At 36.9% G+C, this 13,735-nt stretch carries 13 protein-coding genes; 9 read left to right on the top strand and 4 right to left on the bottom strand.

The features are described 5' to 3' along the window. Nucleotides 1-16: 16 nt before the first annotated feature. From RCG17_RS09575 to hxlB, 7 genes are all read left to right on the top strand, one after another. Nucleotides 17-805 (top strand): DeoR/GlpR family DNA-binding transcription regulator, encoded by a 789-nt coding sequence (locus RCG17_RS09575; RefSeq protein WP_308174945.1) that lies wholly within the window; start codon nucleotides 17-19, stop codon nucleotides 803-805. 631 nt (nucleotides 806-1,436) lie between these two features. Next, complete coding sequence (locus RCG17_RS09570) at nucleotides 1,437-2,450, top strand: autoinducer 2 ABC transporter substrate-binding protein (RefSeq protein WP_308174944.1); 1,014 nt, start codon at nucleotides 1,437-1,439, stop codon at nucleotides 2,448-2,450. Nucleotides 2,451-2,557: 107 nt separating this feature from the next. Beyond that, a complete protein-coding gene (locus RCG17_RS09565) occupies nucleotides 2,558-2,899 on the top strand; it encodes an ATP-binding cassette domain-containing protein (RefSeq protein WP_308174943.1) in 342 nt (113 codons plus the stop codon). Between the two features lie 20 nt (nucleotides 2,900-2,919). Next, nucleotides 2,920-4,086 (top strand): sugar ABC transporter ATP-binding protein, encoded by a 1,167-nt coding sequence (locus RCG17_RS09560; RefSeq protein ID WP_308174942.1) that lies wholly within the window; start codon nucleotides 2,920-2,922, stop codon nucleotides 4,084-4,086. Next, complete coding sequence (locus RCG17_RS09555; RefSeq protein WP_308174941.1) at nucleotides 4,083-4,889, top strand: ABC transporter permease; 807 nt, start codon at nucleotides 4,083-4,085, stop codon at nucleotides 4,887-4,889. Before RCG17_RS09560 ends, RCG17_RS09555 begins: the two co-directional genes overlap by 4 nt. A gap of 210 nt (nucleotides 4,890-5,099) precedes the next feature. Next, the gene (locus RCG17_RS09550; RefSeq protein WP_308174940.1) at nucleotides 5,100-6,158 is read left to right on the top strand and encodes an ABC transporter permease; all 1,059 of its coding nucleotides are present in this window, start codon (nucleotides 5,100-5,102) and stop codon (nucleotides 6,156-6,158) included. 11 nt (nucleotides 6,159-6,169) lie between these two features. Then, nucleotides 6,170-6,727: a 6-phospho-3-hexuloisomerase gene (gene hxlB, locus RCG17_RS09545; protein WP_308174939.1), complete on the top strand. Its 558-nt coding sequence runs from the start codon at nucleotides 6,170-6,172 to the stop codon at nucleotides 6,725-6,727. Nucleotides 6,728-6,971: 244 nt separating this feature from the next. On the opposite strand, the gene RCG17_RS09540 is transcribed toward hxlB, so the two are convergent. Continuing rightward, nucleotides 6,972-8,132 (bottom strand): iron-containing alcohol dehydrogenase, encoded by a 1,161-nt coding sequence (locus RCG17_RS09540; protein ID WP_308174938.1) that lies wholly within the window; start codon nucleotides 8,130-8,132, stop codon nucleotides 6,972-6,974. A gap of 397 nt (nucleotides 8,133-8,529) precedes the next feature. On the opposite strand from RCG17_RS09540, the gene RCG17_RS09535 reads away from it, so the two are divergent. Both RCG17_RS09535 and RCG17_RS09530 read left to right on the top strand, forming a co-directional pair. Further along, a complete protein-coding gene (locus tag RCG17_RS09535; protein WP_308174937.1) occupies nucleotides 8,530-8,700 on the top strand; it encodes a hypothetical protein in 171 nt (56 codons plus the stop codon). 145 nt (nucleotides 8,701-8,845) lie between these two features. After that, nucleotides 8,846-10,006 carry a serine hydrolase domain-containing protein gene (locus RCG17_RS09530; RefSeq protein WP_308174936.1) on the top strand — a complete coding sequence of 387 codons (1,161 nt, stop codon included), beginning with the start codon at nucleotides 8,846-8,848 and terminating at the stop codon, nucleotides 10,004-10,006. Between the two features lie 63 nt (nucleotides 10,007-10,069). On the opposite strand, the gene RCG17_RS09525 is transcribed toward RCG17_RS09530, so the two are convergent. The 3 genes from RCG17_RS09525 to RCG17_RS09515 all read right to left on the bottom strand — a co-directional run bounded on the left by RCG17_RS09525 (nucleotide 10,070) and on the right by RCG17_RS09515 (nucleotide 13,452). Beyond that, nucleotides 10,070-10,381, bottom strand: coding sequence for a spore coat protein (locus tag RCG17_RS09525; RefSeq protein WP_308174935.1), 312 nt, complete (start codon nucleotides 10,379-10,381; stop codon nucleotides 10,070-10,072). Nucleotides 10,382-10,764: 383 nt separating this feature from the next. Next, a complete protein-coding gene (locus RCG17_RS09520; protein ID WP_308174934.1) occupies nucleotides 10,765-12,123 on the bottom strand; it encodes an amidase in 1,359 nt (452 codons plus the stop codon). Continuing rightward, a complete protein-coding gene (locus RCG17_RS09515) occupies nucleotides 12,124-13,452 on the bottom strand; it encodes an MFS transporter (RefSeq protein ID WP_308174933.1) in 1,329 nt (442 codons plus the stop codon). Nucleotides 13,453-13,735: the final 283 nt, after the last annotated feature.

The following is a 13,735-nucleotide window of genomic DNA, read 5'->3' as shown; positions in this document are numbered from 1 at the left end:
AAAAAGGAGGAATACAATGGGAAAAATGTTTGCTCCAGAACGAAGAAATATGATAATGGGAAAACTAAACGAACAAAAAAGGGTTATTATTAAAGAGCTTTCTAAGGAAATTAGGGTGTCAGAGGCAACTTTAAGAACTGATCTTGCCAAAATGGAAGAAGAGGGCCTTCTTAAAAGAACACATGGGGGTGCAATTCTTCCAGATTCAAACACAGATTTTGATACAAGTTTTGATATGAGACAAAGAAAAAATAAAAGTGAAAAATCAGCAATTGCAAAAAAGGCTTCTGAATTTATAACAAGTGGCATGTGTATTTTGTTAGATGCAAGTTCTACTGCATTAGAACTAGCCCGTATTTTAAAGGATATGTCTCTTAGGTTAACAGTAGTGACAAGTGGAATTAACACCGCCCTTGAATTAAACGAGCATCCTGACATAACAGTTATCCTGCTAGGGGGAATTGTCAAAAGAGGCTCTTTTTCTTTGGAAGGTAACCTAGGAGTCGATATCTTGAAAAAAATAAATATCGATCTGATGTTTACTTCAGCTAATGGGTTTTCTATTGAATCTGGATTAACTGATTTTAGTGTATATGAGGTAGAGCTCAAAAAAGAAATGGTAAAGGCGTCAAATCGCGTTATAGCATTATTAGATCACACGAAAATCAATAAAAACTCCATTGCTTCATTTGCTTCAATGGATCAAATTGATATTATTATAACTGACACGGAAATAGATAACCATTTTATGGAAAAAATAAGAGATTGGGATGTTAGAGTGTTTAAAGCTGCATTTAATGAATGAGTGATTATTAGATTCAAATATGTAGTATGGATTTCATGAAGAGAGAGGAGAGTTTTTTTGTAACTTAACCTCTATGCATTTGGATTCTCCAGATGCCTGCAATATACTGCTAAGTAAAAAATATTATTATTCCCACTTAAATAAGAATCCTAGAAAAGGATTTTTTTAGGTGGGAATTATTTTTTCCCAAAATAAAAACTTTATAGAGCTCTAAAACAGGAAACAATAAAAAGAAGTTATTGTTATTTATCATTAATTTTCATTATCTATTAGATATAGATTAAAAACAAAATAAAACAATAAAATAAAATAAGGATTGACAAATAATGAGCGTAAACAATAAAATAAATATAGAAAATCTATTTATTCGAAAAGTTTAAAAACTATGATTTCATTATGAGAATATTTTTTAATAGGGGGTATGTGGAAAGTAAACTAATTTCTACGTTAGTCAAACTCTTAATTAGAACAATTCTAGTGACTGTAAGAAATTTCAAAACACCCTATTGGTAAGTTTAGCTGAATATGGTTTAAAATTCCTATGAAATTTGAAAGCGCTATCCTTAACGATGGAGGTACTGATCTTAATTAAGCAAAGAATTTAAAAACAAATTCATCAGGAGGAAAATTTATGAAAAAATCCCTCATTGTTTTTCTAGTTGTGATGCTTATGTTGGGTATAGTTGGTTGTTCAGGTGCATCCAAGAAAACAACTGCAAGTGCAGACGGAAAAAAGAAAAAGTTTACTATTGTTATGGTTGCAAAACATGAAGGAATCTCTTGGTTTGACGATATGAGAGTTGGGATTAAGCAATTTGCTAAAGATTATAATGTAAACGCATATCAAATTGCCCCAGAAGGTGGAGACCCTGCAAAACAAGCTCAAATGGTAGAAGATCTTATTGCTCAGGGAGTAGACGCTATCCTAGCAGTACCTAATGATCCAAAGTCACTTGACCCAGTTCTTAAAAAGGCAAAGGCAGCAGGAATTGTGGTAGTAACACATGAAGCATCTGATATTTCTAAGGATGTCGACTATGACATGGAAGCATTCAATAACAAAGACTTTGGTGTAAGATTCTTCGAAGGGCTTGCTAAGTCCATGAACTACGAAGGGAAATTTACTGGTTTTGTCGGCGGTTTAACAATGACAACACATATGCAGTGGTATCAAGCAGGTCTTGATTATATTAAGAAAAAATATCCTAAGATGGAAATGATCGATCCAAAACCTTATGAGGATTTAAATGATAACAAAGTTGCGTACGACAAAACAATTGAAATTTTAAAAGCACATCCCGATATTAAAGGCCTCTTTGATATGGCAGCATCTGGGGCCGGGGTTGCACAAGCACTACAAGATAAAAATAGAAATGATGTTGCATTATCAAGCTTAGCTTTACCATCTATGTCTGCTGGGTACATAAAGAACGGAATTATGGATTATGCCCAAGCTTGGAGACCTGCTGATGCTGGTTATGTAACAGCTTTGATAGCTTATAAGATTCTTAATGGAGAAAAACTTTCTGGAACTGTAGATTTGAAGAAACCTGGTTATGAAAAGAGTACCGTTAATGGGAAATTAATCATCGGTAATGCTCCTGTTGAATTTACAAAGGATAATGTAGATAATTACAAGTTTTAATCTAATAGACTTTTTGAATTAGAAAATATTTAAAATATGCAAGGCTATTTGATGTTAGGTTTGGTATCAAGTAGCCTTGTTATAAGTTTGGGGGGCTTTTAAACAACATGAATAATCCAATTCTACTTGCGGAAAATATTACCAAAACCTATGGGGGAATAAAGGCGCTAGATAATGTTAGTGTTTCAATTGGTAGGGGGGAAATTCGCTGTTTAGCAGGAGAAAATGGTTGTGGTAAGTCTACTTTTGTAAAAACTGTTGCAGGTGTCATAACACCTGATTCAGGAAAAATTAGTATAAATGGTAAACATTTTCGGAAACTTAACACTCTTAGTGCAATTAATGAAGGTATTCAAGTAATCTATCAGGACCTATCCCTATTTACCCATATGACAGTTGCTGAAAATATTGTTATGAACCGTTGGTTGCGGAGAGAAACCGATTTGTAGACTGGAAAAAAACATATAAAATGGCCAAAGAACAACTTGAAATTATAGGTGAATCAATTGATCTAAATAAAACTGTTGGAGAGCTATCTATTGCAAACCGTCAACTTGTCGCTATTTGCCGTGCGCTTAGTCTGGATGCAAAGATTCTGTTTATGGATGAACCTACTACAGCATTGACAAATAAAGAAGTTGAAAGACTTCTATCCATTGTTACGGATCTAAAAGCAAAAGGATTATCTATTGTATTTATTAGTCACAAACTTGATGAAGTTTTTAAGGTTTCAGACAATATTACGATCTTCCGTGATGGTAAAAAAGTCGGTGATTATGCAAGTAGTTCACTAGATGAAAAGACTCTTGTTTACCATATGACAGGCAGGGATGTTGAATATCCTCGGTATAAACGTATTCAACAAAAAGATGAACCGATAATAGAGGTTGAAGGTTTAACAAGAAAGAACAATTTTGAAGATATTAACTTTTCTGTTCGAAAAGGGGATATTGTTGGAATAACTGGCCTCCTAGGTTCAGGGCGTACAGAACTAGCATTATCCTTGTTTGGACTTAATCGATATGACTCCGGTTCTATAAAGTTTTACGGAAAGACTGTTAAAATCGATAGCCCACAAGATGCGGTCAATATTGGGATTGCTTTATTACCAGAAGATCGTTCTACACAAGGTCTGTTTCTTGACAAAAGCATAAATGAAAATATTTCTTCGGCAAAAGTGGATAAATTGAAAACGAAGTTTGGCACTGTAGATGTTAAAGCAAGAAAAATTATCGCCAAAGAAAATGTTAAACGTTTTGGAATTCGTACACCATCGGTTGACCTACCTGTTAAAGCTCTTTCAGGAGGAAACCAACAAAAAACAGTAATTGCGAAGTGGATGGTTACAAACCCCAAATTATTCATATTAGATACACCAACGGTTGGGGTGGATGTTGGGGCTAAAGCAGAGATATATGAACAAATCCACAATTTTGCAAAAGAAGGTATGGCAGTAATACTCATTTCAGACGAATATGAAGAAATAAGGGCAAATTGCAATAAAGTTCTTGTAATGAGAGAGGGAAGGATTGTTTCCCATTTTGATGATGAAGAAATTAACTCCCCATCATTTAGAAAAGAATTGGAAAGTGTCGTAAATAGTGATGAAACTCAAAAAGAGGAGGTAAGCTTATGAAACGGAAGAATTTTACCCTAACTGAAAAATACCTGGCAGCAATTATTGTATTGTACTGTATCGTTGTAGGTATCATCAATCCAGCGTTTCTAAGTTTTGAAACTCTATTTGATATGTTTCGTGCATCTTCTGGGACAATGATTTTAGGAATGGGAGTCTTGGTGATGCTCATATCAGGAGGAATCGATGTTTCCTTTACTGCAATCGCGATATTTGGAGGATATACAGTTACACGTATCTTAATCTCAACCGGAATAGATAACTTATTTGTGGCCTTTGTAATATCTTGTGGTATAGGGGTAGTTTTAGGTCTTATTAATGCTTTAATTGTTCATTTCTTTAAACTTCAAACTCTAATTGTTACCCTTGGTACTTCTGCAGTATTTTATGGTATTATGACTACTTTTATAGGTACACAGAATATTGGGGCAACATCTATGCCGAAAGTACTTACTCAATTTGGTGAAGCTTACTTATTTCAAATGACGGGGAAAGATCACACTCCTGTAGGTATTTCAATGTTTGTAATTCCTGTAATTCTTATTATGTTTATAACATGGTTTATCTTGTATCGTACAATGATAGGAAGAGGCGTTTTTGCATTAGGAAATAGTGAAGAATCAGCTATAAGAGCTGGATTCCGTCCATTACTAATCAGACTTTTTGTATTTTCGTTTATAGGCTTTTTGTCTGGTGTCATGGGGATCATTTATGTTGCACAGGTTAATGCAGTAAATCCAATTTCATTAGTAGGTTCAGAATTAACAATTATTGCTGCGGTAGTAATTGGGGGGCAAAATTAACTGGTGGGCAAGGTACGATATTAGGAACATTTTTAGGAGTGGTTTTAGTTTATTTGCTAAATTCAACTTTGGTTTTTATTGGCCTTTCTTCCTCGTGGAACAAGTTTTTTGTCGGTATAATCCTTTTAGCAAGTGTAATTGTTACTTCTTACCAAGAGCGACAAAAAAATCGCAGAAATTTAGTTTTTGCTGAATAGTGAGGTGCCAGATATGATTGAAGTAGGAAAGGAACGAAATAAAGATATTGGGATTGAAAAAGGTATTAAGAAAGACTTTGGGTTAAAAAAATATTTTAGCAGTGATATTAACCTTACTGTTTTGGTAATTTTGGCGATAGCGATTATAATCTTTTTGCAACTTTCATTAAGCCCGAAAATTTTTTCGGTAAATAACCTTACTTCAATGGCTTACCAGATACCTGCCTTTGGCTTTCTAGCGCTTGCCATGATGCTATCGATGCTAACAGGAGGTATTGATCTTTCGATTATTTCAAATGCCAATTTATCTGGTATCTTTGGAGGATTTATCTTAACAGGGGCGGTATTTGGGCACCACAGTAGTCTTTCACCAAATTTGCTCATTATCATTGCAATCGTAGCAATACTGGTTATTTCAACTTTATTGGGGTTAATTAATGGATTTCTTATTGCTAAGCTGTCTGTTCCGCCAATCATTGCAACACTAGGAACTATGTTATTCTATTCGGGAATCGGAATGGCAATCACTGATGGGCAGGGAATTGTAGGCTTTCCTGATGGATTTCTTAATATTTCGATTGGAACGGTTTCAAGAGTACCTTATATTTTCATTGCGTTTATAGTTATAACAGTTATTGTTGGGATTATTCTTTCTAAAACATCCTTTGGAAAAAAGGTATACCTTTACGGTGAAAATAATGTTGCAACTCGATTTACAGCTATTAACAACGAATCATTAATTATCAAAGTTTATTCTTTTTGTGGATTACTTTCTGGAATTGCTTCTATCATTATGATATCGAGTGTAAACTCTGCCAAGGTAGGTTATGGTGATACTTTTTTACTTCAAGCATTACTTGTAGCTGTTTTGGGTGGAGTAAATCCGAACGGTGGTCGAGGTAGGGTCACTGGTGTTGTACTTGGTATTTTTATTCTACAGATTTTACAAAGTGCGTTTACCTTCTGGCAAGTTACTCCTTATGCAAAAAACCTTTTATGGGGTAGTATGCTTTTAATTGTTCTAATTGTAAACTTTATTATCGATAAAAGTTTAGCCAGAAAAACTAGATAAAGAGGGATAATATGAGCTTTGAAGAATTATCGAATAAAATTCTAAAGGAACTTAATGAAGTTCTATTGCGCGTAGAACAGCATTCAGTACGATCATTTATGGACAGCGTAAAAAAAGCAAATAGAATATTTTGTGTTGGCGTTGGTAGAGAGGGATTAGCCACTAGAGCTTTTGCAATGAGATTAATGCACATGGGAAAGGAAGTTCATTGGATTTGGGATGACACTACGCCAAATTTACAAAAAGGTGATCTCCTTATTTTAACATCGGGTTCAGGAGAGATTGGACATCTCCACTATGTGGCGGAAATGGCAAAAAGTGCAAAAGTAACTATAGCAGTGGTGACAGGTACACCAGATAGAAAGACACCGAAATTGGCTGATGTCGTTCTTTGGATTCCGGCTTGTGTATATAAGGGTAAGGATAACGTAGTACCATCTATACAACCAATGGGTAACTTATTCGAACAGTCACTTTTGATTCTATTCGATATGATAATTATTCTGTTAACAGATGAGCTAAACATTTCTTATTTACAAATGTCGGAACACCATAGAAACGTAGAATAATAGGATGAAAAGATTATTATCGCACAAAGCTGGTATTCAATAAGAATCCGGCTTTTATTTTTTCAAAATGCCTTATTAATTTTGAAATATGAAATAGATGATTTAAGGTTAAATGATTACGATTTGATTGTTCTTCAATATTAGTCCTTTTTTTCTTGGTAATAAAAAAGTACCTTATAGAAGATTTCTAAAGTGTATCTATAAGGTACTTTTTATTAATTTTAATTAATTATTTTATAATAAATTACAGAGCTCCTTGAATAATTCCGATAATTTCTTGTAATTTAGCTTTACGAGGGTTTGTAGCAGCACAAGCATCCTTCATTGCATTTTCAGCAAGTGTTGGGATGTCTTCCTCTTTCGCACCCATTCCTTTGAATCCGACAGGAATGCCAAGATCTTTGGACATTTGCTCGATCTTTCTGATCCCTTTTTCAGCTGCTTCACGAACGCTAAGTCCTTCAACGTTTTCGCCTAATGCAACAGCGATATCAGCAAATTTTTGCTCTTGGGAAATTAAGTTAAATTTACAGACATGTGGCAGTAAGATTGCATTACATACGCCGTGTGGGTAGTTGTAGAATCCGCCGAATTGGTGGGCAATAGCGTGAACATATCCTAAAGAAGCGTTATTGAATGCCATACCAGCTAAGCTTTGTGCGAATACCATCATTTCCCTTGCTTCAATATCTTCACCGTTAGCAACTGCTTTAGGTAAGAATTCAGGAATAATCTTGATTGCTTGGATGGCAAGAGCATCTGTAATTGGAGTAGCAGCTGTTGAAACATAAGCCTCTACTGCATGTGTAAGTGCATCCATACCAGTTGCAGCTGTTAAAGAAGGAGGCATTTTTACCATTAATAATGGATCGTTAATGGAAACAGTTGGTGTAACGTGTTTATCAACGATTGCCATTTTTACTTTTATAGAAGTGTTTGTAATGATCGTAAATCTTGTTACTTCACTTCCGGTACCTGCAGTAGTGTTAATCGCAACTGTTGGAACCATTGGCTTAGCAGATTTATCAATGCCTTCGTAATCATGAATAGTGCCTCCGTTTGCGGCAACTAAACCAATTCCTTTACCACAGTCATGAGAACTTCCCCCGCCAAGAGTAACTATGCCATTACAATTTTCAGCAAAATAAAATTCTAATCCGTCTGCAACGTTCTTATCAGTGGGGTTTGGTTCTGCTTTTGCGAAAATTGCTACTTCAACGCCTGCTTCGCGAATAATACCAGCAACTTGATCGACTACCCCTAAAGCATTTAAACCTTCATCTGAAACTAATAGAGCTTTTGTTACGCCAAGGCCTGCTAATCTTGTACCAACTTCATTGACAGTGCCTTGACCAAATAGATTTACTGATGGATTAAAAAATGCACTTTGCGAAATAATTGCCATACTTACTAATCCCCCTATGTAGTGAATGTTTTGAGGCTGATTCTATGTAAGCGTTTTCTATGATTATCTTATACTATTTAAATATAAGATTCAATTAATTGTGAAAAATGACACAAAATGTTCATTAAATGTTAAAAACACAGTCAATATAAGGGGTTGAAATTTGTGTTAAGTATGTTCAAAGATTCACAAATAACTTTTTATGAATAACATATTATGTAAAAATTATTATTCACTTTCGGAAAAATATTGAGAGATAAAGAAGGAGTTTGAATTAGTTTGTAGAATATTTATAATTATCAGTAATCTACACTACTATATAAAGCAAAAATGAAGATGGTTTGAATTAGGTGCCTTCTTGGCCGAGGATATTTTACATCAAAAAGGAGTGTGTTCAATGCGAAATGTAAACAGAACAGGGATCTATCAAAACTCTGGAAAACATCGTTGGGAATTCTGGTATGTTAGTTCAAATCATTTAAAAGTCTTGGTTTCATGGCTAAGCTGGACAGCCTCCAAGCAATATGATGAATGGGAAAGAGATTGTTTACTTAAACACGATGCATAATCATTTACGAAAACGGAGAGAAAAAGAGTCTCCGTTTTTTTGTCTTTTACTTCCTGAAAAATTGGTCATTTTTATATAGCTATCTAGTATCCTAATGTTTTATACTATGTTTGAGTGATTTAATTTTTGAAAGGTGACACAATACATGGCGGATATTCGTTTAAAACTAAATAAATTGCGGCGAGAAAAAGAATTGAAACGCCTTTCCTTTGTTTTGATTATAATTGTAGCTGCACTCACCACCTTTGTCATCGGTTACTTCAATCATATTTCTAAAAATGCTAAAGCTGTTTCCCACATTAGCGTGCACGCTACTTCAAAAGCAAATCCATCTATGAAAAAAATGAATTCTAAATGGGAAGAGGCTAATAATAACCCTGCCATCTATGATTACCTCAAAAGCATTAATTTTACTGGTACTGCCATAGTTGTAAAAGACAATAAGGTTCTTTTAAATAAAGGCTTTGGCTATGCTGATCTTGAGAAAAAGATACCGAATAACCCGCAAACGGTACACTATATTGGATCGATTACGAAAGTATTTATTTCCACTTCAATCATGCAGCTGCAGGAACAGGGAAAATTAAATATAAATGATCCGTTGTCAAAATACATCCCAGACTTCCCGAATGGAAATCAAATTACGTTATATCATTTATTAACACATACATCAGGAATTCCAGAACACTCAGAAACGGCAGAGAAAATATCCCATGAGGATTTAATGAAGAAGATTGAAAAAAAGCCGTTAAAATTCCAGCCTGGTACAAATTGGCTGTATAGTGATTCTAACTATGCCATTTTAGCCTATATTTTAGAAAAGGTCACAAAGGTTCCGCTTGATACGTATGTAAAAAAGCATGTTTTTGATGTTGCTGGAATGGACCACTCAGGATTCGGCACAACATTTAACGAGGAACCGTTTCCTTCTAAGGGATACAAGGTAAAGGACGGTACCATGATATCTCCTTCCCTTCCTGACATGTCTCAGTTGTTTGGCTGTGGAGATGTATACACAACGGCCTACGATATGTACCTGTTTGACCATGCTCTCTATACTGGAAAACTGATGTCAGAAAAAAGTCTTAAGCAGTTTTTTACACCATTCCAGCATAATTACGCGCTTGGCTTGTACAGCGACCCTGGAAGCTATTCTGACCACGGTGTGCTCCCAGGTTGGAACTGTCTAAACAGTTTTAGTAAAAACGGAAACACTTATGTTGTCCTTTTATCCAATGTCCAAAATGGTGTGAAACTTGGTCCCGTTAATAACCAACTCTATCTTCTGGCAAGAAAATCATCATAAGTAAAAATTGGAAGACGAATGGTTCGTCTTCCAATTTTTTTATTTAGTTTCATGTAAAGGGGGTTAACAACCGCAACCGCCGCCACCACAGCCACAGCCGCCCATTCCCATTGGGAAGCCCCCATAGCCCATTCCTACTCCTGCATGGCCAGGGAATCCACCAAAGCCAGTGGCGCCGCTATAGCCATAACCTGGGTGACCTGCGAAGCCAGTGACACCGCCATAGCCCGGATAACCGCCGTAACCACCAGGGAATCCCATGCCATGCCCCATTCCTGGATAACCAACACCCATTCCAACCGGTCCAGGGACTCCTGCACCGTATCCCATAACTCCTGCTCCTGGATAACCAACACCCATTCCACCAGCAAACATTTAACATTCCTCCTCTTCTTTTTCAAAAACAGTGTATGTATTGTTTCTATAGGAAGAGTAGGCATATGCCCATCTTTAATGATTTATAATTAGGTATCCTTATTGTTAAGGCTGTGCTAGAGAGAAGAAAAGGATGGAACGAATGAAGGATAATCGAGCCCGTTATGATGCCGGATCTTATGAAAAAGAGTAGAGAAGCGGCACCATAGAGCCCGTATGATGCCGGATCTTATGAAAAAGGGAGGAGAAGCGGCATCATAGAGCCCGTATGATGCCGGATCTTATGAAAAAAAGGAGAGAAGTGGCATCATAGTGTGTGTCCTCGTAAGGCCATATCCCATATGAAAAGGCAAAAAAATATGGGCCCTAAGGACCCATATTCTTTATAAACTTTGTTCCAGTGCGTAGCCAAATTGATAAAGTTTGTCTTCATTACCATGCATAGCAATCAACTGGACTCCGATGGGTAATCCGCTTTTTGAAAAACCGCACGGCAACGATATGGATGGATTGCCGGTAAAGTCTGTTGGAGAGGTTAAACGCAACAAAGCATGCCGAACAGCTTCCACTTGTCCATTGACAACTACGTCACGCTGGCCGATATTGGTTGGAAGAATTGGCAGTGTTGGTGTCACCAATATATCAACCTCAGAAAATACTTGATTGAATTCAGTGATTAAACCTTTTCTTTCTACCTGGGCCAACACATATTCATAGCCCTTTACGTTCTGGCTCTGCACCAGTCGTTCATAAACTTCTTCATCCACTTCACCACGGTGATACTGGATCGTATTTGTATGTACAGCCGCGGCTTCAGCTTGAATGGTTACAACTTGCAGGCTTGCAATTCTTTTCATACAGCGAATATCAACTTTTTTCAGCACTACCCCTAACCGTTCAAATACATTCAAACAGTTCGCTATCGCAGCTGAAACTTCTTCGTCAATATTTTCGAAGTAATAAGAAGGGATTCCAATCACCTTACCTTGAATATTCTGTCCGATCAAACGGGAATAATCAACCACATTCGATTTCAATGAATAAGGATCGCCTTCATCATAGCCAGCAATTGTATTCAACAATAAAGCATTATCTGAGATGTTGGCGGTAATCGGCCCAACATGGTCAAGGGTATAAGCTAAATCAAAGACGCCTCTTTTACTAACTAGACCAAATGTAGGTTTCACCCCGACTGCCCCGCAGGCAGAGGAAGGGATGCGAATCGATCCGCCAGTGTCGGTACCGATCGCACCGCTCACCATCCCAGCAGCAACAGCAGCAGCAGAACCGCTGCTGGAGCCGCCGGAGATTTTTTCTAATTGATGTGGATTTCGGCATGGTCCAAAATAAGAGCGATCGCCTATTGGTCCATAAGCAAATTCATGTGTATTGGTTTTTCCAATAATGATGGCACCTGCACCTTTTAGCCGTTCAATCACTGCTGCATCTTTATCTGGAACAAAAGATTCGTATAGTTTTGAACCCATCGTCGTGCGGATGTTTTTTGTGAAAATTAAATCCTTTGCCGCAATAGGAATACCATGCAAGGGACCCCGCAGATTTCCGTCCAGCATTTCCTGTTCCAAGGTTTTCGCAGATTCTAGAGCTTCGTCCTCGCATACAGTAATGAACGCATTCACTTCCGAGTTCTTTACAGATATTTGATGCAAGGCATTGTTAACAAGCTCAACGGGTGAAAGTTCTTTATTTCTGATGAGTCTAGATGTCGTGACTAAATCCATTTAGTTTGCCACCTTACGTGATGAAGAAGAAACTTTTGCGGCTCTGACTCCTGGTTTAACAAACATCATAGCAATCATACCGATAACAGCGGCAATCGCTGCTGCAACGAACATAGCAGAATAACCATGATAAGTAACAACTAAATATCCAGTTAATGTTGGAGCAACTACAGTTGCAATATTCGTAATGAAATGAGTGATTCCACCGTAAGTTCCTGCACGGCGTGGTTCTGTATCTACAACAACTGTCCAATAAACAGAGTTAGGCAAGAAGTTAAAGGCGTTACCAATTGCCATAAATGTCAGAACACCTGCAACGGAATGCTGAGTTGGAATCATCAAGAAGCATGCAGCTGTTAATAATAAGGAAACAACAGCAAGACCAGAACGGGCAATGCGTAAGCTTCCTGTTTTTGCACGAAGAGCGTCAGAAATTTTACCGCCAAGTAATACGGTAAATACTGCACCGACCCAAGGAATCATTCCTAAATACCATAGAGAAGATAATTGGAAGTGGAATTGATCCTGTAAGTATTTTGGTGTCCAAGTCAGCAATAGGAAGTTAACATATTGGAATGCAAAATAACCGATTGCGTTGAAAACCATTGTAGGGTTTTTAAAGAATTCATACCATTTAACACTTTGTTCTTCTTTTGTAACAATCGTTTCATTTGCCAATAAGCCTTCAGTAGAACGAATTCTTGCAAGTTCATCTTTAGAAACCTTCGAGTGTTGTTCAGGCATGTCTTTAAACATTTTGGCCCAGAAGATAACCCAGATAATACCTAGAGCTCCAAGAACAACGAATACTGTTTTCCAGCTTGTGAAAGATAATAATGCAACAGCAATAGGAGCAGTTAGCAATTGTCCTAATGGAGTTCCTAAGAGTCCAACAGATGCAGCAATACCGCGCTCTTTTGGAGCTGCCCAGTTGGCGTTTGTTTTATTGATTGTTGAGAACATTGGACCTTCAGAAAATCCAAACAAAATACGAACCATTGCAAATCCTGCAATAGCTGATCCGCCAAAGAATGCCTGCCCTACATTACCTGCGATGGCAGTGGCCATAACGAAAATGGACCAAGCAATCCCAATGGTAATCCATACAAATTTTGGTCCTTTTTTGTCGGACATAATTCCCCCTAATAGAGAACCGAAAATATATCCGTATCCAAAGTACCCAAGTACTGCTCCCCAAGCGATTGGGTCAAAACCAAATTCCTTAATAATGGATCCTTGTCCGTATGAAATGGCTCCACGGTCGATGTAGTTGATGATGGTGATAACGACCATCATCATCATGATTTTATAACGATAGTTTCCCCGCATTACAATCTCCCCCTTGGTAATTAAAAATCCCCGATGTTACTGATTGTTGCTTTTCCCCTATTTCATTTCTTCTTGTCTAATTCCCCTCTAAAACGGGGAAATGTATTTATCTTTTTCTATGGACCTAGCCTTACTAGTTTTATAGATTTGAACCAAATACTCGTTGAGAACTTCGATAAAGTAAAATAAATTCAAATGTACGAAACTAAATAAATCATGACGAACTGAATAAATTTATTAACTTGTAATTAATGAAAATGTTGAAAAAGTTTGTGAAAGGGCT

Origin of the sequence: Neobacillus sp. PS3-12, assembly GCF_030915385.1 — a bacterium.
GTDB lineage: Bacteria > Bacillota > Bacilli > Bacillales > Cytobacillaceae > JAEVLT01.
The sequence above is the reverse complement of the archived record's forward strand: the minus strand, read 5'-3'. Positions and strand labels throughout refer to the sequence as shown.